22 protein-coding genes, 1 tRNA gene and 2 pseudogenes are annotated in these 21,166 nt (G+C 71.0%); 6 read left to right on the top strand and 19 right to left on the bottom strand.

The features are described 5' to 3' along the window. The first annotated feature begins 2 nt into the window (after window positions 1-2). Both IE124_RS17270 and IE124_RS17265 read left to right on the top strand, forming a co-directional pair. Window positions 3-1,541 carry a DHA2 family efflux MFS transporter permease subunit gene (locus IE124_RS17270; protein WP_189508655.1) on the top strand — a complete coding sequence of 513 codons (1,539 nt, stop codon included), beginning with the start codon at window positions 3-5 and terminating at the stop codon, window positions 1,539-1,541. A 35-nt stretch (window positions 1,542-1,576) separates the two neighbouring features. Beyond that, window positions 1,577-2,365 (top strand): TetR/AcrR family transcriptional regulator, encoded by a 789-nt coding sequence (locus tag IE124_RS17265; RefSeq protein ID WP_189508654.1) that lies wholly within the window; start codon window positions 1,577-1,579, stop codon window positions 2,363-2,365. A gap of 163 nt (window positions 2,366-2,528) precedes the next feature. On the opposite strand, the pseudogene IE124_RS17260 reads toward IE124_RS17265, so the two are convergent. Both IE124_RS17260 and IE124_RS17255 read right to left on the bottom strand, forming a co-directional pair. Beyond that, window positions 2,529-4,043: pseudogene (locus IE124_RS17260) on the bottom strand (MDR family MFS transporter); the annotation flags it as partial. Between the two features lie 112 nt (window positions 4,044-4,155). After that, window positions 4,156-4,599: a MarR family winged helix-turn-helix transcriptional regulator gene (locus tag IE124_RS17255; protein WP_189508652.1), complete on the bottom strand. Its 444-nt coding sequence runs from the start codon at window positions 4,597-4,599 to the stop codon at window positions 4,156-4,158. Between the two features lie 388 nt (window positions 4,600-4,987). Between IE124_RS17255 and IE124_RS35535 the strand changes: the two are divergent. Then, window positions 4,988-5,194, top strand: a pseudogene (locus IE124_RS35535) (hypothetical protein); the annotation flags it as partial. Between the two features lie 138 nt (window positions 5,195-5,332). On the opposite strand, the gene IE124_RS17245 reads toward IE124_RS35535, so the two are convergent. From IE124_RS17245 to IE124_RS17205, 9 genes are all read right to left on the bottom strand, one after another. Then, window positions 5,333-6,271 carry a hypothetical protein gene (locus IE124_RS17245; RefSeq protein WP_229832523.1) on the bottom strand — a complete coding sequence of 313 codons (939 nt, stop codon included), beginning with the start codon at window positions 6,269-6,271 and terminating at the stop codon, window positions 5,333-5,335. Between the two features lie 69 nt (window positions 6,272-6,340). After that, entirely contained in the window at window positions 6,341-7,312 is a 972-nt protein-coding gene (locus IE124_RS17240) for an RNA polymerase sigma factor SigF (protein ID WP_189508651.1), read from the bottom strand. A gap of 235 nt (window positions 7,313-7,547) precedes the next feature. After that, window positions 7,548-8,393 (bottom strand): RNA polymerase sigma factor SigF, encoded by an 846-nt coding sequence (locus IE124_RS17235; RefSeq protein ID WP_189508650.1) that lies wholly within the window; start codon window positions 8,391-8,393, stop codon window positions 7,548-7,550. A 225-nt stretch (window positions 8,394-8,618) separates the two neighbouring features. Next, the gene (locus IE124_RS17230) at window positions 8,619-8,912 is read right to left on the bottom strand and encodes a Dabb family protein (RefSeq protein WP_055642352.1); all 294 of its coding nucleotides are present in this window, start codon (window positions 8,910-8,912) and stop codon (window positions 8,619-8,621) included. Between the two features lie 9 nt (window positions 8,913-8,921). Continuing rightward, window positions 8,922-9,083, bottom strand: a complete 162-nt coding sequence (locus IE124_RS17225) for a hypothetical protein (RefSeq protein WP_189508842.1) — start codon at window positions 9,081-9,083, stop codon at window positions 8,922-8,924. A gap of 415 nt (window positions 9,084-9,498) precedes the next feature. Continuing rightward, window positions 9,499-9,583: transfer RNA gene (locus IE124_RS17220), tRNA-Ser, on the bottom strand. 67 nt (window positions 9,584-9,650) lie between these two features. Continuing rightward, on the bottom strand, window positions 9,651-10,079 hold the full coding sequence (tadA, locus tag IE124_RS17215) for a tRNA adenosine(34) deaminase TadA (RefSeq protein ID WP_229832546.1): 429 nt from the start codon (window positions 10,077-10,079) through the stop codon (window positions 9,651-9,653). Window positions 10,080-10,339: 260 nt separating this feature from the next. Further along, complete coding sequence (locus IE124_RS17210) at window positions 10,340-10,876, bottom strand: tRNA adenosine deaminase-associated protein (RefSeq protein WP_189508821.1); 537 nt, start codon at window positions 10,874-10,876, stop codon at window positions 10,340-10,342. 204 nt (window positions 10,877-11,080) lie between these two features. Then, window positions 11,081-11,290, bottom strand: coding sequence for a hypothetical protein (locus IE124_RS17205; protein WP_189508649.1), 210 nt, complete (start codon window positions 11,288-11,290; stop codon window positions 11,081-11,083). 92 nt (window positions 11,291-11,382) lie between these two features. Here IE124_RS17205 and upp point away from each other — a divergent pair, with 92 nt between their 5' ends. Continuing rightward, entirely contained in the window at window positions 11,383-12,018 is a 636-nt protein-coding gene (gene upp / locus IE124_RS17200) for a uracil phosphoribosyltransferase (RefSeq protein ID WP_150268034.1), read from the top strand. Between the two features lie 162 nt (window positions 12,019-12,180). Here upp and IE124_RS17195 read toward each other — a convergent pair whose 3' ends face one another. Beyond that, window positions 12,181-12,810, bottom strand: coding sequence for a LytR C-terminal domain-containing protein (locus IE124_RS17195; protein ID WP_189508648.1), 630 nt, complete (start codon window positions 12,808-12,810; stop codon window positions 12,181-12,183). A 104-nt stretch (window positions 12,811-12,914) separates the two neighbouring features. Then, window positions 12,915-13,211 carry a type II toxin-antitoxin system VapB family antitoxin gene (locus tag IE124_RS17190; RefSeq protein ID WP_055642348.1) on the bottom strand — a complete coding sequence of 99 codons (297 nt, stop codon included), beginning with the start codon at window positions 13,209-13,211 and terminating at the stop codon, window positions 12,915-12,917. 97 nt (window positions 13,212-13,308) lie between these two features. Here IE124_RS17190 and IE124_RS17185 point away from each other — a divergent pair, with 97 nt between their 5' ends. Then, entirely contained in the window at window positions 13,309-14,931 is a 1,623-nt protein-coding gene (locus IE124_RS17185; RefSeq protein WP_189508647.1) for a helicase HerA-like domain-containing protein, read from the top strand. 20 nt (window positions 14,932-14,951) lie between these two features. Here IE124_RS17185 and IE124_RS17180 read toward each other — a convergent pair whose 3' ends face one another. From IE124_RS17180 to IE124_RS17155, 5 genes are all read right to left on the bottom strand, one after another. Further along, window positions 14,952-16,505: a M28 family metallopeptidase gene (locus tag IE124_RS17180; protein ID WP_189508646.1), complete on the bottom strand. Its 1,554-nt coding sequence runs from the start codon at window positions 16,503-16,505 to the stop codon at window positions 14,952-14,954. A gap of 115 nt (window positions 16,506-16,620) precedes the next feature. Further along, window positions 16,621-17,298, bottom strand: coding sequence for an HhH-GPD-type base excision DNA repair protein (locus tag IE124_RS17175; RefSeq protein WP_229832522.1), 678 nt, complete (start codon window positions 17,296-17,298; stop codon window positions 16,621-16,623). Between the two features lie 56 nt (window positions 17,299-17,354). Further along, window positions 17,355-18,503 (bottom strand): alpha/beta fold hydrolase, encoded by a 1,149-nt coding sequence (locus IE124_RS34935; RefSeq protein WP_229832521.1) that lies wholly within the window; start codon window positions 18,501-18,503, stop codon window positions 17,355-17,357. A 39-nt stretch (window positions 18,504-18,542) separates the two neighbouring features. Next, window positions 18,543-19,103, bottom strand: a complete 561-nt coding sequence (locus IE124_RS17160; protein WP_189508645.1) for an RBBP9/YdeN family alpha/beta hydrolase — start codon at window positions 19,101-19,103, stop codon at window positions 18,543-18,545. Between the two features lie 99 nt (window positions 19,104-19,202). After that, window positions 19,203-19,892 (bottom strand): TetR/AcrR family transcriptional regulator, encoded by a 690-nt coding sequence (locus tag IE124_RS17155; RefSeq protein WP_189508644.1) that lies wholly within the window; start codon window positions 19,890-19,892, stop codon window positions 19,203-19,205. Window positions 19,893-20,050: 158 nt separating this feature from the next. On the opposite strand from IE124_RS17155, the gene wrbA reads away from it, so the two are divergent. Then, complete coding sequence (gene wrbA / locus IE124_RS17150) at window positions 20,051-20,659, top strand: NAD(P)H:quinone oxidoreductase (RefSeq protein WP_189508643.1); 609 nt, start codon at window positions 20,051-20,053, stop codon at window positions 20,657-20,659. A gap of 160 nt (window positions 20,660-20,819) precedes the next feature. Here the strand turns inward: wrbA and IE124_RS17145 are convergent, their stop codons facing one another. Next, window positions 20,820-21,107, bottom strand: a complete 288-nt coding sequence (locus IE124_RS17145) for a metal-sensitive transcriptional regulator (RefSeq protein WP_150268016.1) — start codon at window positions 21,105-21,107, stop codon at window positions 20,820-20,822. Window positions 21,108-21,166 lie beyond the last annotated feature (59 nt).

Here is a 21,166-nt window from a genome sequence, read left to right as displayed (position 1 = left end):
CCATGACGGCGACGACCACCGCGTCCGAACCGACCGCCCCCACCGGCGGCCACCCTCAGCGCTGGCTGATCCTCGGCGTCATCTGCCTGGCCCAGCTCACCGTGCTGCTCGACAACACCGTGCTCAGCGTCGCGATCCCCTCGCTGACCTCCGAGCTCGACGCGACCACCACCGACATCCAGTGGATGATCAACGCGTACTCGCTCGTCCAGTCCGGCCTGCTGCTCAGCGCGGGCAACGCCGCCGACCGCTACGGCCGCAAGAAGCTCCTCGCCGCCGGCCTCGCGCTCTTCGGCCTCGGCTCGCTCGCCGCCGGCCTCGCCGACTCCACCGCCCAGCTCATCGCTGCCCGCGCGGGCATGGGCATCGGCGGCGCGCTCCTCATGACCACCACCCTCGCCGTCGTCATGCAGATCTTCGACGACTCCGAGCGGGTCAAGGCCATCGCGCTCTGGGCCACCGTCGGCTCGCTCGGCTTCGCCGCGGGACCGCTGATCGGCGGCGTCATCATCGAGCACTTCTGGTGGGGAATGATCTTCCTCATCAACATCCCGGTGGCGCTCGTCGGCTTCGTCGCCGTCCTCAAGCTCGTACCGGAGTCGAAGAACCCGCAGGGCGACCGCCCCGACCTGCTCGGCGCGCTGCTCTCCACCGTCGGCATGACCGCCGCCGTGTACGCGATCATCACCGGCCCGGAGCACGGCTGGACCTCCGCCGAGGTGCTGGTTCCGGCCGCGATCGGCGTCGTCGTCCTGGCCGCCTTCGCCCTGTGGGAGCTGCGGACTCCGTACCCGATGCTGGACATGCACTTCTTCCGCAACCAGAAGTTCGTGGGCGCGGTCGCCGGCGCGATCCTGGTCATGTTCGGCATGGGCGGCTCGCTCTTCCTGCTCACCCAGCACCTGCAGTTCGTCCTCGGCTACGAGCCGCTCGAAGCCGGCCTCCGCATGGCGCCGCTCGCGCTGACCGTCGTGGCGCTCAACCTCACCGGTGTCGGCCCGCGGATCGTGATGAAGCTCGGCACCCCGGTCACGGTGGCCGTCGGCATGACCCTGGTGGCGGCCGGACTCGGCTCGATCGCGCTGATCGGCGGCGGCACCGAGGGCACCTACTGGGGCATGCTCCTCGGTCTGGTCCTGATGGGCACCGGCCTCGCCGTCTCCAACCCCGCCATGGCCAACGCGATCATGAGCTCGATCCCGCCGGAGAAGGCGGGTGTCGGCGCCGGTGTGAACGGCACCCTGGCCGAGTTCGGCAACGGTCTCGGAGTCGCCGTCCTCGGAGCCGTGCTCAACGCCCGCTTCGCCGCCCTGGTCGCCGTCACCGCGACCTCGCTTCCGGCCGCCCTCGCCGCCGCGGGCAGCGAGGCCGAGCGCCAGGAGATCTCGGACGCCTTCGCCTCCGGCCTCCAGACCAGCCAGCTGGTCGGCGCGATCGCCGTGTTCGCCGGCGGACTGCTCGCCGCGGCCCTGCTCCGGCGGGCCGAGCGGACCGAGCGGACCGAGAAGGCCCTGGCCGCCGAGCAGACGATCGCTGCCTAGCATGGTGACGGACCGCTGACAGACGGAGGAACGCGATGGTCAAGGCAGCCGATCGGGCCAAGGATCCGGCGCGTTCCAGCGTCTGGCTGGAGAAGAGGGCCGCCCGCAGCGGGGGCGGCCCGGCCGGGCTCGACCGGGACCGGATCGTCTCCACCTCGATCCGGATGCTCGACGAGGAGGGCCTCGCCAAGCTGTCGATGCGCAAGCTCGCGACCGAGCTCGGCGTCACCGCCATGTCCCTCTACTGGTACGTGGACACCAAGGACGACATCATCGAGTTCGCCATGGACAGCGTCTACGGCGAGGTCGACCTGGCGGCCGTCGACGCTGCCGGCGACTGGCAGGAGCGGATCCGCGTGCTTGCCCTGGAGTACCGGGGGATGCTGGTACGCCACGGGTGGATGTCGCCGACCGTGGGCCAGTACCTGAACATCGGCCCGAACGCGATCGCCTTCGGGCGGAAGATCCACGAGGCGATTCGGGACACCGGTCTCTCGCTCGACCGTCAGCCGAGCGCGATGTCGGCCGTCTTCCAGTTCGTGTACGGCTACGGGACGATCGAGTCGCAGTTCAGCCGACGCGCGGCCGAGGCCGGCATGTCGCAGGACGAGTTCTACGTGGAGGCGGTCAAGGCCTTCCGCGACGACCCGGAGTTCGAGAAGCAGGCCGAGGGCATGAAGGAGATCCTCGACGAGCGGGCCACGCACGGCAGTGTCACCGCCGTCTGGGACCGCGACTTCGCCTACGCCCTGGACGTCCTCGTCGCCGGCATCGAGGTCATGGTGGCGCGCGAGGCCGAGGCGGCGCGCGACGCGGAGAAATGACGGAGCGGCGGGCCGTCCCCTGCCCGCCGCTCCGTACCCGACCCGGCCGCGCCTCCGCTCGAAGCGAGGCCGGGAGCTTCTCTAGGGGGGGTGTCGTCACATTCCCATCCGCGGGGCCGCCCTTCGGGCGACGACGGGAATGTGACGACACCCCCTAGGCCTCCGCGTCGGCCTTCACCGAGCTGCTCTTCAGGGCGACCTCCTTGATGAACAGGGTCACCACGAAGGCGAGCAGCGCGAACGGCGCCGAGTAGAGGAAGACGTCGCCGACACCGTGTCCGTACGCGCTCTCCATGACCGTACGGATCGGGCCCGGCAGCTTGTCCATGTCCGGGATCCCGCCGCCCGAGCCGCTCTGTCCCATGGCGGCCGCAGCCTTCGGGCCGAGCTCGGCCATGCCCTCCTTGACGTAGTCCGTGACCCGGTGGGCCATGACAGCGCCCAGCGCCGAGACGCCGACCGCACCGCCGAGGGAGCGGAAGAAGGTGACGACGGAGGAGGCGGCGCCGAGGTCGGCGGGGTCCACCTGGTTCTGGGTGCAGAGCACGAGGTTCTGCATCATCATGCCGAGGCCGAGGCCGAGGACCGCCATGAAGATCGCGATGTGCCAGTACGTCGTGTCGTAGCGGATCGTGCCGAGCATCCCGAGCCCGCCGGCGGCCAGGGCGCCACCGCTGACCAGCCACGCCTTCCACTTTCCGGTCTTGGTGATGATCAGGCCGGAGACGGTGGAGGAGACGAACAGGCCCGCGATCATCGGGATGGTGAGGACGCCGGACATCGTCGGCGACTCGTTCCTCGCGAGCTGGAAGTACTGGCTGAAGAAGACCGTGCCGGCGAACATGGCGACGCCCACGAAGAGCGAGGCGAGCGAGGCCAGGGTGATCGTGCGGTTCCGGAAGAGGCGGAGCGGGATGATCGGCTCGCTCGCCCGCGACTCGACGAGCACGAAGATCCCGCCGAGCGCGAGCGAACCGAGCACCATGACGGCGGTCTGCCAGGACATCCAGTCGTACTTGTCGCCCGCGAAGGTGACCCAGACGAGGAGGAGGGAGACGGCGGCGCTGATGAAGAAGGCGCCCGCCCAGTCGACCTTGACCTGGCGCTTCACGACCGGGAGGTTCAGGGTCTTCTGCAGGACGATCAGCGCGATGATCGCGAACGGCACGCCCACGTAGAAGCACCAGCGCCAACCGAGCCAGTCGGTGTCGGTGATGACGCCGCCGAGCAGCGGGCCGCCGACGGTGGCGACGGCGAAGGTCGCGCCGAGGTAGCCGCTGTAGCGGCCGCGCTCACGCGGGGCGATCATCGCGGCCAGGATGATCTGGGAGAGGGCGGTGAGACCGCCGACGCCGATGCCCTGGACGACACGGCAGGCGATGAGCATGCCGGTGCTCTGCGAGAGGCCGGCGACGACCGAGCCCGCGACGTAGATGACCAGGGCTATCTGGACGAGCAGCTTCTTGGAGAAGAGGTCGGCCAGCTTGCCCCAGAGCGGGGTCGTCGCGGTCATCGCCAGGAGGGCCGCCGTGACCACCCAGGTGTAGGCCGACTGGCCGCCGCCCAGGTCGGTGATGATCTGCGGGAGGGCGTTGGAGACGATCGTCGAGGACAGGATGGCGACGAACATGCCGAGCAGCAGGCCGGAGAGCGCCTCCATGATCTGCCGGTGCGTCATCGGGGCGCCGGTGGCGGTGGTGTCCCCCGGTTGGGCACTCTCGCCGCGCACACCGGTGGCAGGTGTGGTGGTTGCCATCAACTTCCTTCGTTCTCGAGCGTGGTGGGCGTTCTCAAGCGTGGTGGGCCCGGCAGTCCCCGAAGGAGTCGCGGAGGCGGGCGAGCAGGTCGGTGAGCAGTTCGACGTCGTCGTCGGACCACTCGGCGAGGGTGCGGGCGAGCATGTCCGTCAGCCGTCGGTCGAGGACGGCGAGCATGGACTCGCCCGCGGTGGTCAGGTGCAGGATGCGGGAGCGTTTGTCGGCGGGGTCGGGCAGTCGCTCGACCCAGCCGCGGTCGACGGTGTGGGCCACGTGGCGGCTGCTGACCGACATGTCGACGGCCATCAGCTCGGACACGCGGCCGATCCGCATGTCCCCGTGGTGGTGGAGCAGGGCGAGGACGACGGCGGACCCGCCGGGGCATTCGGCGGGCAGGGTACGCGCGAGTCCACGCTTCACCGCTCCGATCGCGCTCACCTGGCGGGCGAGGTTCTCGTAGCGCCTGTCTCTGTCCATCGGACCCATCGGACACTCCATGGATGTTGTTGCTTAGGGCAACGATAGAGATGGATGGTTGCTTCAGGCAAACTAAATCGGTCAAACGGCGCTAAAGAATCGGCAAAGGGCGGTCGGGGCGGAGGGGGAGGGCCGCGGGCTTGGGCCGCCCACCCGGACTTCGCTAGGGTCCTGGCTCATGGCACACAACCCCCAAGCACCGTACGGCCAGGGCCAGGGCCCTCAGGGTTACGGCTCCCAGGGCCAGGGCCCTCAGGGTTACGGCCCCCAGGGGCAGGGTCCCCAGGGCCACGGCTCCCAGGGCCAGGCACCGCAGGGCTACGGCTCCCAGGGCCAGGGTCCTCAGGGCTACGACCCCCAGAGCCCCCAGGGTTACGCCCCGCAGGGTCACGCCCCCCAGGCGCAGGCCCCCGAGGGCGCCTACGACCCCGCCGGCAGCACGCAGATGTTCCGCGCCTTCGTCGACGAGTCTCCGCAGCAGCGCCAGCCGCAGACCGCGGCCCCCGCGTCGGCCGGGCCGCGCGTCGGCCTGATCGTCGGCGTCGTCGCGGTGATCGCCGTCCTGGCGGCCGTCGCCTGGCTGGCCCTGGGCTGACCGCCCGCACTCTCCGCACACTCCGGGTGGGTCGGGTCCGTGACAGACGGACCCGGCCCACTTTCGTGTCCAGGGGGCGCGGTCCAGGCGGGGGCGAGCCGCGTCGGGCGGAGAGCCCGGCCGGGGTGAGCCTCCCGGTCACTGCCAGCTGACGGTGACCTTCCGGGTGTCGACCCGCATGCCCAGCGGCACCCGCCAGGAGTCCACGCACACCGTGTACGTCTGCGTCCGTGACGTCGCCGCGGCGATCGGCGCGGGCAGGGGCTGGCTGGAGGTGATCGTCGCCCAGTCGACACCGAGGGCGCCGATGATGTGCGTCGCGAAGGTGACCGTGCCCGAACGGGCCGCCGTACCGCCGGTGTTGCGGAAGGTGACCGTCACGCGCTCGCACCAGCGTCGGTCGCCGTCGGCGAGGACGGGCGTCGAGACGGTCAGCACGGCGGGCGCGGGACTCGTCGAGGGGGGCGTGGGGGAGGGCGTCGGGCCCGGTGTCGAGGGCGGCGCGGTCGACGGTCCGGGGCCGCCGGTGCCGGGCGCGGGCCGGGGTGCGGTGGTGGGGGTACGGGGCGGAGCGCCGTCGCCGGAGCCCGGAGCCGTACCGGAGGTGGAGGTGGAGGTGGAGGTGGAGGTGGAGGTGGAGGAACCGGGGCGGGGGCCGGTGGCGCCGGGTCCGGAGGTCGCCGGATCCCTACCCGGCCTCGTACCGGAAGACCCGGAAGACCCGGAAGATCCCGCAGCGGAAGAGCCCGGGTCGCCCGGGTCGCCGGGGTCGCCCGGGACGTCGGAGAGCGGAGGCGCGGGGGAGATGCCCGTACCTGTACCCATACCCGATGGTGACGGCGTCGGAGCCGGTGACGAGGTGCTGGAGGTCGTCCCGCTCGCCGAGGGGTCGTCCAGGGGGACGAGGGTGACCGCGCCCGATGGGGTGACCGCGCCCTTCGGGGAGGGGCCGGCGCCGACCGCCGCGTACCCCTCGCCGTCTCCTCCGCCACCGCAGGCGGTCAGCGCTCCACCGAGGCAGAGCGCCACCGCCACGAGTCCCGGTCGTGACGCCGGTCCGGGCTTCCTTCGCCTCATGGGTCCAGTCTGGCTGACGGATCGTCAGCACGGCTGGCTTTTACGGAAGTCCGGCGCCGGAGAAGGGAGTCAGTCGGAGATGAGCCCCTCGCGCAGCTGGGCGAGGGTGCGGGTGAGCAGTCGCGAGACGTGCATCTGGGAGATGCCGACCTCCTCGCCGATCTGCGACTGGGTCATGTTGGCGAAGAAGCGCAGCATGATGATCTGCCGCTCCCTGGGCGGCAGTTTGGCGAGCAGCGGCTTGAGGGACTCGCGGTACTCGACGCCTTCGAGGGCGGTGTCCTCGTAGCCCAGGCGGTCGGCGAGCGAGCCCTCGCCACCGTCGTCCTCGGGCGAGGGGGAGTCGAGGGACGAGGCCGTGTAGGCGTTTCCGACGGCGAGGCCGTCGACGACGTCCTCCTCCGACACCCCGAGCACGGCGGCGAGTTCGGGCACGGTGGGGGAGCGGTCGAGCTTCTGCGCGAGCTCGTCGCTGGCCTTGGTGAGGGCGAGCCGCAGCTCCTGGAGCCGGCGCGGCACGCGCACCGACCACGAGGTGTCGCGGAAGAAGCGCTTGATCTCGCCGACGACCGTCGGCATGGCGAACGTCGGGAACTCCACGCCCCGTTCGCAGTCGAAGCGGTCGATCGCCTTGATCAGGCCGATGGTGCCGACCTGGACGATGTCCTCCATCGGCTCGTTGCGGGAGCGGAAGCGGGCCGCCGCGTAGCGCACGAGGGGGAGGTTGAGCTCGATGAGGGTGTCGCGGACGTACGTCCGCTCCGGGCTGTCGGAGGCGGCGCCTTCGGTGTCGAGGGCGCGCAGCCGCAGGAACAGGGAGCGCGAGAGGGTGCGCGTGTCGAGGGCGCCGGAGGTGGCGGGCAGCGGCGGAGCCGTGGTCGCCACGGTGCCGACGGCGCTCTCCGTGACGTTCTCCGCCTCCGCGACGATCGCCGCGGAGCTCCCCGCGGAGCTTTCGGCCGCGGTCGGAGCCGTCGTCTGCGTGGGCACGGGAACGGGCGTGAGCGTGAGCACCTTCGAGCTGCCCAGTTCTGTGGACATGCCACCCCCTTGAGGTCGCGGACGGTCGCGGTGGCCGCGACCATCTGAGGAACGCAGCCTCCACCTGAATACCGGCGGCGGGGCTGCGGCAAACTCGGTTCCAGCAGAATGTCACATGTCGGCAACACGCTGTAGTGACTTGTCGACAAGCAGACGGTGCATTTCCGCAGGAAACAAGGGGTGTACGGCATTTGGGGCGCTGCAGAATCGTTTCGAACCGGTCTACCCGTTTCGGTTACGCCTCGATTCTGTTTGCGGATCTCAATCGTGCGAAGCTCCGGGCGAGGAGCCTTGACACATGCATCTGCGAGACGCCGAGCTCCTGACTGATCTGAGACTGGGTCAGGTTGCTGTAGTAGCGCAGCATCAGGATCCGCTGCTCGCGCTCGGGCAGTTGGACGAGCAGGTGCCGGACGAGGTCCCGGTGCTCCACGCCGGCGAGCGCGGGGTCCTCGTAGCCGAGCCGGTCGAGCAGTCCGGGCAGCCCGTCGCCCTCCTGCGCCGCCTCCAGAGAGGTCGCGTGGTACGACCGTCCGGCCTCGATGCAGGCGAGCACCTCGTCCTCGCCGATGCGCAGCCGCTCGGCGATCTCCGCGGTCGTGGGGGAGCGGCCGTGGGCGGTCGTGAGGTCCTCCGTGGCGCCGTTCACCTGGACCCACAGCTCGTGCAGCCTGCGCGGCACGTGCACGGTCCGGACGTTGTCGCGGAAGTACCGCTTGATCTCGCCGACGACGGTCGGCATGGCGAAGGTCGGGAACTGCACGCCCCGGTCGGGGTCGAAGCGGTCGATGGCGTTGATCAGGCCGATGGTGCCGACCTGGACGACGTCCTCCATCGGCTCGTTGCGGGAGCGGAAGCGGGCCGCCGCGTACCGCACGAGCGGCAGGTTGGCCTCGATGAGGGCCCCGCGCACCCGGTGGTGCTCGGCAGTGCCCGGTTCCAGGTGCTTGAGCTGCCCGAAGAGCACCTGCGTGAGGGCGCGGGTGTCGGCGCCGCGGGTGCTCTGGGGGCGGGGGCGCGGGGTCTCCGCCCCGCCTGCCTCGTGCTGGGGCGGGACCTGAGGCGCTGTACTGGCCGGCACGTTCACGCCACCCCTTTGGCTGGTGTTGCTGGTCGACTGGGTCAACAACGGTCAACTCATCCGTCAAAAGCGGTCATAGCATCACAAGACATGTCCACTGTGTGCAAGCACCGTATAGCCACGTGTTGAGGGCATGTTGGAGCAAAAAGGGGAGGCCAGAAACCCGCGAAGCCCCCCGCCACAACGGCGGGGGGCCTCGACGGAGGGGCCTCGAAAGAGGTGTGGCTAGAACGCGTAGTCCGCGATCACCCAGGTGGCGAACTCGCGCCACTGGGCGACACCCGCCTGGTGGGCGGGGTGCTCCAGGTAGCGCTGGAGGGCGTCCTTGTCCTCGACGGCGGAGTTGATCGCGAAGTCGTAGGCGATCGGCCGGTCGGTGATGTTCCAGTCGCACTCCCAGAACCTCAGCTCCGGGATCTGCTCACCGAGCGCGCGGAAGGCCTCGACGCCGGCGACGACGCGCGGCTCGTCGCGCTCGACTCCCTCGTTGAGCTTGAAGAGGACCAGATGGCGGATCACGAAGGGCTCCTAGTTGATGAGTTCGGTCATGAACTCGCCGACACCCTGGGCGGCGCTGGAAATGCCCTCGAACCCTACCTGGACGAGATCGGCCGCTCTGGAGGGGGACGTGACGATCGTGTACAGCACAAAGACCACGATCGCGTACAGCGCGACCTTCTTCGCTTGCACCACTGCTCAGCCCTCCCCTGTCCCCCGCCGTACGACCGCGCCACTCTAACCGAGCCTTTATGGACCAAGGACCCGGAGATCGAGGCCTTTTGCCGCCCCCCGGAAGAGTGACGGGCGAGCAGGATGGATGTCGAGCCCGGCGGATCTGGCAGGAATCCGAAGGGCTCGTCGGAACCGGCCCGCACTGCGGGGTCCGCGCCGCGAGCTTCCCCCTGACTGCGGCGCAGGACTTGTAGGACCGGTTCTCATCGGGGGGAGCGGCTTGTCCCCCCGATGCCGCTCCCCCCGTCCTACGGAGAAGGCCCCGGCCCACGCCACGAGCGCGGACCGGGGCCTTTCCCGTACGCGCTCACAAGCGCCCGACGGAGATACGCCGAAGGGCCCGGTGCTGATGCACCAGGCCCTTCGATCGAAGCGGTAGCGGAGGGATTTGAACCCTCGGTGAGTTTCCCCACACTCGCTTTCGAGGCGAGCTCCTTCGGCCGCTCGGACACGCTACCGAGAGAGAGCTTAGCCGAAGTTGGCGCTGCGATGAAATCCGTATCCCCGACGAGGTCAGCGGGGGTGTCAGCGGGTGCGGAAGAAGGCCGTGAGCTGCTCCGCGCACTCCTCGCCGAGCACGCCGTGGATCACCTCGGGGCGGTGGTTGAGCCGCCGGTCCCGTACGAGGTCCCAGAGCGAGCCCGCCGCGCCCGCCTTCTCGTCGAGCGCGCCGAACACCACCCGCTCGACGCGCGACTGGACGAGGGCGCCCGCGCACATCACGCACGGCTCCAGGGTGACGACGAGCGTGCAGCCCGTCAGGCGCCACTCCCCGGTCGCCGCGGCCGCCCGCCGCAGGGCGAGGACCTCGGCGTGGGCGGTCGGGTCCCCGACCGCCTCCCGCTCGTTGTGCGCGCGGGCGAGGACCGCGCCGTCCGGGCCGAGCACGACCGCGCCGACCGGCACGTCACCGGCGGGCGCGGCCGCGTCGGCCTCGGCGAGAGCGAGCCGCATGGCGTCCCGCCAGGGATCCCGCACGGGGTCGGACGCGAGGTCCCGTACGGGGCCGGGCACGGGGTTCTGTACGGGGCCGGGCACGGGGTTCTGTACGGGGTCGGGCACGGGGTTCCGTACGGGATCCGGCACAGGGCCGGGCCCAGGGTTCTGTACGGGTTCCGGCACACGGCCCCGCACGGGGCCGGGCGCGAGGTCCCGCACAGGGTCGGGTTCGGGCAGGGGGCCGACCGCGGGGTCGGGTACGGCGGCGTGCGGCACTAGCGGACGGCCTCCAGGACCTCCGCGGCGCCCAGCGCGTCCGCGATCACCGCCAGCGCGTCGCTGTCGAGCGCCCGGAGCTCGCGCTCCGAGAGTCCGAGGTCCGCGAGGACCAGCACGTCGCCCACGGGCGCGGACGGCACGAGCTCGGCCGCGACTCCGCCCGGCTCGTCGTCATTGTCGGCATCGTCGGAGAGGGGTTCCCCGTCCTCCGTGCCGTCCAGGTCCAGCGACTCCAGCTCGTCGAGCTCGGCGTCGAGGTCGTCACCGAGGATCTCCCGGGTGAGGATCTCCCCGTACGAGGAACGGGCGGCGGCGGCGCCGTCCGAGACGTAGATCCGAGGGTCTTCCTCACCCTCGATCCGGACGATCCCGAACCACGCGTCCTCCTGCTCGATGTAGACGATCACCGTGTCGTCGTCCGAGGCCTCACGGGCGAGCTCGGCCAGATCCGACAGGGTCTCCACGTCGTCGAGCTCCGTGTCGCTCGCTTCCCACCCGTCTTCGGTGCGCGCGAGCAGTGCGGCGAAGTACACCTGACTCTCTCCCACTGATCAGAGGTGTGACGTTCCGGCGGTGCGCTCCTGATGCCCCGCCCAATCGGCATCGTGACAGAAACAGGGCGCTCAGGAGAGGTCTTCGGCTCTTGCGTCGTGCATCAGTCTGAAGGGCACCGCCATCGGGCGGGCGTGCGACCCCGGCGCACACAGGGGGCGCACGGCGGGCCGTGCCCGGCGGTCTCACCAGCGGAACGTCCGCATGCGCATGGCCTGACGCATCCGCGCGGCCCGGGCGCGCCGCGGCTGCACGCGCTCGCGCAGCGCCTTGGCCTCGTTCAGCTCGCGAAGGAACTGGGCGCGGCGCCTGCGGCGCTCCGCGTCGGTCTCCGGTGCCGGCCGGTCGGCTGCCCCCTCGGCGGCTTCCTCGGCCGGTCCTTCCAGGTCGGGCATCTGCCACACCACCCCATCGCTGGGTCCCTGTGCCCCCACCTTCCCCCAGCGGCGTGGGTCGACGCCAGTGCTCGGCGGGCTACTGTTGGGTCATGCGTCTCCACGTCGTCGACCACCCTCTGGTCGCCCACAAGCTCACCACCCTGCGCGACAAGCGCACGGACTCCGCGACCTTCCGCCGTCTCGCCGACGAGCTGGTCACCCTGCTCGCCTACGAGGCCACCAGGGACGTCCGGACCGAGCAGGTCGACATCGAGACCCCCGTCACGCCCACCACCGGCGTGAAGCTCTCGTACCCGCGTCCGCTGGTGGTCCCGATCCTGCGCGCCGGGCTCGGCATGCTCGACGGCATGGTCCGTCTGCTCCCGACGGCCGAGGTCGGCTTCCTGGGCATGATCCGCAACGAGGAGACGCTGGAGGCGTCGACCTACGCCACGCGGATGCCGGAGGACCTCTCGGGCCGCCAGGTGTACGTCCTGGACCCGATGCTGGCGACCGGCGGCACGCTGGTCGCGGCGATCCAGGAGCTGATCAAGCGCGGCGCCGACGACGTGACCGCGGTCGTGCTCCTCGCCGCCCCGGAGGGCGTCGAGATCATGGAGCGCGAGCTCGCGGGCACGCCGGTGACCGTCGTGACGGCCTCGGTCGACGAGCGGCTCAACGAGAACGGCTACATCGTGCCGGGCCTGGGCGACGCGGGCGACCGCATGTACGGCTCCGCCGAATAGGCACACGGTCGGCTCCGCCGAATAGGCACACAACCGGCTCCGCCGAATAGGCACACGGGCGGCTCCGCCGAATAGGCATGCAACCGGCTCCGCCGAGCGAGTCACACAACCGGCTCCGCCGAGTAGCTCACGCAGCCGGCTCGGCGAAGCAGGTGGTACCTCTCAGCACTTCCCGGTCGGTACGGGCGCGGGCTTGGTCAGGGCGACCAGGGCCGCGTCCGCCGCTGTTTTCGGGGTCAGCGTCTTGAACGCGGTCCCGATGATCAGGTCCACGTCGGCCGTGGCCCGGGTGTCCGTCTTCGTCGTGGCGCCCTTCAGCTGGGTGCCGAGGACCGGGAAGGCGCCCTTGGTGGCCGTGGGCGCGCCGAGCAGCAGTCCGGCGCCGGGGACCTTCTTGTCGAAGGCCACGGGCGCGTTCCCCACCTTGCCGACCTTGAAGCCGCGCTTCTTGAGCTCGTCCGCGGTCGTTTTGGCGAGTCCGCTGCGCGGAGTCGCGTTGTAGACGTTGACCGTGATCTGGCCGGGCTTCGGAAGGGCCGCCACGGGCGGCGTCGTCGCCTTGGGCGCGGGTTTGCAGTCGGCCTGTTTGCCCGCGGTCGTCTTCTTGCCCTCGTCGCCGGAGAAGACGTCGACGAGCTGGAGAGTGCCCCAGCCGGCCGCGCCGAGCACGACCACGGAGGCCGCGGCCGCGAGGATGATCCTGCGCCGGCGGTGGGGGCGGCGCATGCGCGGGTAGACATCCCCCGTGATGCGGTACTTTCCGCCCATTCCGGGGGGTGTGAGCATGCTCATGAACGCAGCGTAATACCGCCCGTCGGCGATGCCTACTTGATGATCATGTGATCGCGTCCGGATGGGGGCGAACTGACCCCGAAAGGGTCAGTGGCGGTGGAACGTCAGTCGAGTTCCAGCACGCGGGCGTGCAGCACCTGGCGCTGCTGCAGTGCCGCGCGGACGGCGCGGTGCAGTCCGTCCTCGAGGTAGAGATCGCCGCGCCACTTCACGACGTGCGCGAAGAGGTCGCCGTAGAAGGTGGAGTCCTCGGCGAGCAGCGTCTCCAGGTCCAGCTGGCCCTTGGTGGTGACCAGCTGGTCGAGGCGGACCGGGCGCGGCGCGACGTCCGCCCACTGCCGGGTGCTTTCCCGGCCGTGGTCGGGATACGGCTTTCCGTTTCCGATGCGCTTGAAGATCACACGGAAAGCCTACCGGGCGAGCGGCTCCCGGCGCAGCCACGCGAGGCCGGTGGGATGCTGGTGCGAACCGTGACAAAAGTGAAATCAAGGTGTCGTCATGAGCGCCAGTGAGCCGAGCACACAGCCGCCCGCGCCCCTTGCGGGGCCCGCCGCCGAGATCGCCGCCGGGTACGCCTTCGACGGAGCCGCACTCGATCTGGGGGCGCTCCTCTGGGACGGCGTCTGTCACCCGGACGCGCCGGTCCGCATCCCGCTGCCGATGCTCAACCGCCACGGTCTGGTCGCCGGCGCCACCGGCACCGGCAAGACGAAGACCCTCCAGCTGATCGCGGAGCAGCTCTCGGCGCACGGCGTGCCGGTCTTCCTCGCCGACATCAAGGGCGATGTCTCCGGGATCTCGGCCCCGGGGGAGGACGGCGAGAGGGTGCGGGAGCGGGCCGCCCAGGTCGGCCAGGAATGGCGGGGTACGGGCTTCCCCTGCGAGTTCTACGGGCTCGGCGGCATCGGCCCGGGCATCCCGGTGCGCTCGACGGTGACCGGCTTCGGCCCCGTACTCCTCTCGAAGGTGCTCCAGCTGAACCGGACGCAGGAGCAGTCGCTCGGCCTGATCTTCCACTACGCCGACTCCAAGGGGCTCGAACTGGTGGACCTCAAGGACCTGCGGGCGGTGGTGGCCTTCCTCGTCTCGGACGTAGGGAAGGCCGAACTGAAGGGGATCGGCGGGCTGTCGACGGTCACGGCCGGGGTGATCCTGCGGTCGATCACGGCCTTCGAGCAGCAGGGCGCGGGGGGCTTCTTCGGGGAGCCGGAGTTCGACACGAGCGAGTTCCTGCGGACGGTGGCGGACGGGCGGGGGACCGTCTCGGTCCTGGAGCTGCCGGCCGTGCAGGACAAGCCGCAGCTCTTCTCGACCTTCCTGATGTGGATGCTCGCGGACCTCTATGAGGACCTTCCGGAGGTCGGCGACCTGGAGAAGCCGAAGCTGGTCTTCTTCTTCGACGAGGCGCACCTGCTGTTCAACGGCGCGTCGCAGGCCTTCCTGGAGTCGGTCACGCAGACGGTCCGGCTGATCCGCTCGAAGGGCGTCGGGGTCTTCTTCGTGACGCAGACCCCGAAGGACGTCCCCTCGGACGTGCTCGGCCAGCTCGGCAACCGGGTGCAGCACGCCTTGCGGGCCTTCACCCCGGACGACGCCAAGGCGCTCAAGGCGACCGTGCGGACCTTCCCGAAATCGCCGTACGACCTGGAGGAGGTGCTCACCGGGCTCGGTACGGGCGAGGCGGTGATCACCGTACTGAGCGAGAAGGGCGCCCCGACGCCGGTGGCGGCGACCCGGCTGCGGGCGCCGGAGTCGCTGATGGGCCCGGTCGACGCCGCTGCCCTGGACGCGGCGGTGAAGGCTTCGCCGCTGTACGGGCGGTACGCGGAGGCGGTGGACCGGGAGTCGGCGTACGAGAAGCTGACGGCCGAGCAGCTGGCGGCGGAGGCGGCGGCCCTGGAGGCGGCCGCGGCGAAGGAGACCGCGAAGGAAGCCGCCAAGGAAGCCGCGAAGGCGCAGGCGCAAGGCGGAGCGAGGGCTCCCCGACAGAAGGAGGAGCCCTCGCTCGCCGAACAGGTGGTGGGCAGTGGGATCTTCACGTCCCTGGCCCGGTCGATCGGCACCCAGCTGGGCCGGGAGATCAGCCGCTCGATCTTCGGTACCGCCCGCCGTAAGAGGTGAGCGGTACCGCTGCCCGTCGGTTACTCGGTGACCTCGTGGTGGTCGTTGTGCAGGCCGCCGCCGCTGCTCTCGCCGCCCGTGGTCGGGACGGAGACGACCGGCTTGCGCAGGGAGGAGATGTCGTGGGCGTAGGTGCCCACGGCGTTGGCGATGACGTCGACGTTCGCGTCGAAGGCCTTCATGTTGACGTTCTTCAGGTCGTCGCCCTTGGCGTGGTAGTTCACGTCGTACGCGACACCCGCCTCGCCGCCGAACTTGGCTGCCTGGGCAGCGGTCTTGATGCCCTCGGCGCCGGTGAAGGTGCCGCCGGAGGGGATGCCGACCGCGATGAACGGGCCGTAGTCGGAGCGGCCGGAGAAGTCGGTGCCCTCGTGCGGGAGACCGCGCTTGTCCATGAAGTCGGTGATGTCGCGCTCCAGCTGGGCGGAGCCCTCGGGGCCCGCGCCCTCGCCGACGTTGTCCGAGTTGTCGCCGTCGTACACGAACAGGCCGTAGTTCGGCGAGGCGATCATGTCGAAGTTGAGGTAGAGCTTGATCTCCTTCTTGGAGAGCTCCGAGAGGGTGTCGACGTAGTGCTCGGAGCCGAGGAGGCCGTTCTCCTCCGCGGACCACCAGGCGAAGCGGACCTTGTTGCGGACCTTGTCCTTCGACTGGGCGAGCTCCAGGGCGGTCTGGAGGAGACCGGCGGAGCCCGAGCCGTTGTCGTTGATGCCGGGGCCGGCGGTGACGGAGTCGAGGTGCGAGCCGAGCATCACGGTGTTGGCGGCGTTGCCGCCCTTGGTCTCCGCGATGACGTTGTTGGTGGTGCGGAGCTCCTGCAGCTGGCGGATCTCCAGGGAGAGGGAGACCGGGCCCTTGGCGAGGTCGGCGACGAGCGACTCGCCCTCGGCCAGGGTGAGACCGCCGGTGGGGATCTTGCCGGAGGCCGAGTCGCCGAGGGTGCCGGAGAGGGCGCCGGCGACGTTGTTGTAGATGGCGGCGGCGGAGGCACCGGCCGCGGCGGCGTTCTGCTGCTTGATCGCGAAGGAGCAGCCGCCGCGCTTGATCAGCGCGATCTTGCCGGTGAAGGTGCCGGAGGCGAAGTCGCCCGGCTCGCAGCCGGTGGTGCCGTCGGCGTCGACGGGGACGGCCGCGAGGGCGGCGGTGATGCCGCCGACCGGGGTGGACTTGGTGTACGTCATCGCCTTGATGTCGAGGGTCCGGGGCGCGGGGGCGACGACGGAGGCCTTCTCGGCGAGCGTCTGCGTGTACCAGAACTCGAACTTCTGGTAAGTGACGGCGTAGCCGGCCTTCTTGAGCTGCGTGTACACGTACGCGGCGGAGGCGTCGTGCCCGAGCGTGCCGGCCGCGCGGTGGCCGCCGGCCGAGTCGGCTATCGCCTGGAACTTCTGCAGGTGCTTGTAGGCGTCCTGGCCGGAGGTCTCGCGGACCAGCTTCTTCGCCAGCTTGGCGGCGTCGCGGGCCGGCGCGGCCGCGGGGTCCTGGCCGGCGGTGGCGGGAGAGGCGAGTACCAGCGGGGTGGCGAGGGCGGCGGCAGCCAGAATGGCTGCGGCACGGCGCTGGGTTGCGTTCACAGAAGTCCTTCCCGGTACGGACGAGGTTGAGGGGAAGTTAGCGATCTCGGGGGGGTTCTGTGAACAGGTTCTGCGTAATTCCTCTCGCCTTGAGCAGGATTGACATCTGGAATTATCAATTCCTGGACGATTTGGCGGCCTTGGCGACTTTCTCCCTCTTTTCGCCATTCTCACCTTTCTCGCCGTTCTTCCCCTTCGTGGCCTTCTCGGCCTTCGCGGCAGCCTTCATCTCCTGCTTGTGCGCGCGCACCTTCGCGAGCGACTCGGGCCCGGTGATGTCGGCGGCCGAGCGGTACGAGCCCTGCTCGCCGTACGGCCCCGCCGCCTCCCGCCAGCCCGTGGGCCGCACCCCGTACTGCTTGCCGAGCAGCGCCAGGAAGATCTGCGCCTTCTGCTTGCCGAAACCGGGCAGCGCCTGGAGCCGTGCGAGCAGCTCCTTGCCCGTCGCCGCGTCCGCCCAGACGGCCTCGGCGTCGCCCCCGTACTCCTCGACGAGGAAGTGGCAGAGCTGCTGGACGCGCTGGGCCATCGACCCCGGATAGCGGTGCACGGCCGGCTTCTCGGAGAGCAGCGCGGCGAACTCCTCCGGGGCCCGGGAGGCGATCTCGTGCGCGTCCAGATCGTCCGCCCCGAGCCGCGAGGCGATCGTGTACGGGCCGGAGAACGCCCATTCCATCGGAACCTGCTGGTCCAGGAGCATGCCGACGAGCGCGGCGAGCGGCGAACGCCCGAGCAGCGCGTCGGCCTCGGGCTGCTGGGCGAGATGGATCTCGGGGGCTGCCTTGGAGCTCATGCTTCGATCATCCCGCCGCTCCCGGGCGGGCGCCCGGTGGGCTCGTCCTCCCGGGCTCAGGGCTTCGCCCGAGCAGGGGGGACCCTCCTCGCGAAGCGGTCCATGGTTGCGAGGATCAGCTCCCCGGTCCGCCGGCCGCCCAGGTGCCCCGCGTCCTCGACCACGTGCAGCTCGGCGTCCGGCCAGGCCCGGGACAGCTCCCAGGCGGTCGTGAGCGGGCCCGCCATGTCGAGCCGGCCGTGGATCAGGACGCCGGGGATGCCCGCGAGCCGGTGCGCGTCGCGGAGCAGGGCGCCCTCCGCCAGCCAGGCGCCGTGGGCGAAGTAGTGCGAACAGATCCGGACGAAGCCGAGCCGGGTGTCGTCGACCCGGTCGGTGTACGGGGTGCCCATGCCCTCCATCGAGAGGACCGCGTCCTCCCAGGCACACCAGTCGGCCGCGGCCTTCTCCCGCACGACCCGGTCGGGATGCTCCAGGAGCGCGGCATAGGCGGCCACGAGCTCCTGCGCCCCACCTGCCCGGTCCGGGTCGGCGGCCGGGCCTGACGGGGGCGTGTCGGCGGCCGGGCCTGACGGGTCCGGGTCGGCCGCCGGGTCTGACGGGGGCTGGTCGGTTGCCGGGCCTGCCCCGGTGGGGGCCTTCGCCGGGCCCGCCCCGGTGGGGTCCGGTGCCGTTCCTGCCCCGGTGGGGTCCCCCGCCGCGCCTGCCCCGGCCCTGAAGCGCTCGTGGGCCTCGGGGAAGAAGCGGCCGGCTCCCTCGTACAGCCAGGCGATCTCGGAGCGGCGGGTGGTCGTGACGGCCGCGAGGACGATCTCCGTGACGCGCTCGGGGTGCGCCTCCGCGTACGCCAGGATCAGCGTGGCCCCCCAGGAGCCGCCGTACAGCAGCCACTGCTCGATGCCCAGGTGCTCGCGCAGCCGCTCCATGTCGGCGACCAGGTGCGCGGTGGTGTTCACGGACATGTCGGCGGCCGGGTCGCTCGCGTGCGGGGTGGAGCGCCCGCAGCCGCGCTGGTCGAAGAGGACCAGGCGGTACGCCTCCGGGTCGAAGTAGCGGCGGTTGTGCGGCGAGGACCCGGAGCCGGGCCCGCCGTGCACGACGAGCGCGGGCCGGCCCGCCGGGTTGCCGGAGACCTCCCAGTGCATGAGGTTGCCGTCTCCCACGTCGAGCAGGCCCTGGTCGTACGGTGCGGTCTCGGGGTGCATCCGCCCGAGCCTACGGGCGGTGGCCCCGGGAGCGCTCCGCTACCGGCCCTTGACCCGTACCGCCGGGTCCTCGCACCACTCCAGGACCGAGGCCCATTCCCCGTACCCCGATTCGGGGTTGAGGTGCCTGCCGTCCGGGACGTGGTCCGTGTCGAGGCCGAGCGGGGTGCCGTAGTGGACGTCCGCGCCCTCGGGGCAGTACGGGTCCCCGTCCCCGTACACGAGCCGTGCCCGCACGCCCGCCTCCGCGAGGTCGAGTCCGTCGGCGAAGGCGGCGATCTCCGGGATGGACGCCGTCACCCGCGGCGACGGCGGGGCGACGAGCAGCACCCGGTCGGCGTCCGGCCGCCGCGCCCCGGCCCGCAGCCACAGCAGCACCGACAGGCTGTGCGCGAGCACCACGAACTCCCCGTCGGCCGGCCGCTCCCCGTGCTCCGCCAGTGCGGCGAGCCAGTCGTCGAGGACGGGCGCGTCCGCCTCGGGCAGCTGCGGATACCGCACCTCGTGCCCACGCGCCCGCAGCTCGCCGGCGAGCCAGTGCTGCCAGTGACCCGGCGGACGGTGGTTCTGGAAGCCGTGCAGGATGAGATACGTGGTCATGCCACGATCCTGCGGCCGGCACCCGCTCCCGGTCCAGCACCGTCCACGCGTCGGGACCCCGCTCCCGGTCCAGCACCGTCCACGCGTCGGGACCCCGCCTCAGACCCGCAGGGTCAGCAGCTCCCGTACCCCTGCCTTCAGGCGCTCGCTCGACAGCGACTGCTCGACCGTCAGGTGGTGCATGACGTCGGGCGAGAAAGGTGCGAGCGCCAGGTGCGCGAGGAGCGTGGCGTCGGAGCCGGGCCTCAACTCGCCGATGAGCAGCGCCATGTGAGTGTGCATCACCCGGTAGGCGCCGCTGTGGTAGCGGGCCCTGGGTGCTGCGGAGTGGGCGGCGAGCAGGAGGTCGCGCTGCGCGCGGACCCGGTCGACGAGCGCGTCGAGGAAGGCGTCGAGCCGTTCGGCGGCGGGGGCGCCGGGGCCGAGCGGCGGCGGGCCGCTCATGTAGGCCTGCTGGAACTGGCGCTCGCGGTCGTCGAGCAGGGCCCACAGGAGCTGGGAGACGTCGCCGAAGCGGCGGTAGACGGTGCCGACGCCGATGCCGCTGGCGTGGGCGACCTGGTTCATGGTGACGGCCTCGGGGCCGTCCTCGGCGACGATCCGGGCGGCCGCGTCGAGGATCTTCCGCCGATTGCGGGCGGCGTCCGCGCGCTCGGGGGCGGGTCCGCCGCCGACGGTGGGGAGCAGGCCCAGCGTCGGTACGGGTACGGGTACGGCCGCGTTCGCGGCGGGCGCAGGGGGAGGCGGGGTCGCGGCCGCGTCCCCTGTCCGCGGTTCTCTCGTGCTCATCCAGCCGGCTCCTGTCCTGTTCGCCCGTGCGCCCGTCGCCCGTGTCCCCCCTCGGTAGGCCTCGATCCGAGCATACCTGCCGCCCTTGCGAACCGGATAGTGATCCGCTTAACCTCGGAGCATCGAAGCGGAAAGTAATCCGGTTGAGGGAGTTCGTCATGTCCGTCAAGGTCGCCGTCATCTACTACTCGGCCACCGGGGCCGTCCACCAGCTCGCCCAGGCCGTCGCCGAGGGCGCTGAGAAGGCCGGCGCGGAGGTACGGCTGCGCAGGGTGTCCGAGCTCGCCCCGGACGCCGCCATCGACGCGAACCCGGCCTGGCGCGCCCACGTGGACGCCACCGGTGACGTGGAGGTCGCCACGCTGGACGACCTGGAGTGGGCCGACGCGTACGCGCTGGGTTCCCCGACCCGCTTCGGGAACGTCGCCGCCCAGCTCAAGCAGTACGTCGACACCTCGGGTGGCCTGTGGCAGCGCGGCGTCATGGCGGACAAGCCCGCGACCGCCTTCACCAGTGCCCACAACGTCCACGGCGGCAACGAGTCGACGCTGCTCGCGCTCTACAACACCTTCCACCACTGGGGCTCGGTCATCGTCTCGCCCGGCTTCACCGACCCGTCCGTCTACGCGGCCGGCGGCAACCCCTACGGCACCTCGCACCCGGGTGCCAACGGCGCCCCGGAGGAGAACGTGCTCCAGGCCGCCCGCTACCAGGGGGCTCGCCTGACGCGCATCGCGAAGCGCCTGAAGGGCCTCGCGGACGACTGACGAGGAGCACGCACGGGAAACGCGAGGAGCACGCACGGGAAACGCGGAGCGCGGGAAACGCGGAGCACGGGAAACGCGGAGCACGGGAAACGCGGAGCACCCCCAGGGCATGTCCCTGGGGGTGCTCCGCGTGTGAGGCTTCCCGCGTTCGCGGGGGCTGTTACGCCAGCGACAGGAAGAGCTTCTCCAGCCGGGCCCGCATGGCGTCGCGGTCCTCGCCGTCCTTCCGGCCGTCCTCGATGTCGGTCAGGCACTGCTGGAGCCCGGTCGCGATGATCGCGAACCCGGCCCGGTCGAGGGCGCGGGAGGCGGCGGCGAGCTGGGTCACGACCTCCTCGCAGTCCCGGCCCTCCTCGATCATCCGGATCACGCCGGCGATCTGGCCCTGGGCCCGGCGCAGCCGGTTCAGTACCGCCTTGAGCTCCGCGCCCGCGAGATCGAGTTCCACGACTACTCCTCCACAGATACCCCAGGGGGTAATTTACTCCCCGCACGGGGCAAACGCCG

This window comes from Streptomyces narbonensis, from assembly GCF_014649015.1.
GTDB lineage: Bacteria > Actinomycetota > Actinomycetes > Streptomycetales > Streptomycetaceae > Streptomyces > Streptomyces narbonensis.
The sequence above is the reverse complement of the archived record's forward strand: the minus strand, read 5'-3'. Positions and strand labels throughout refer to the sequence as shown.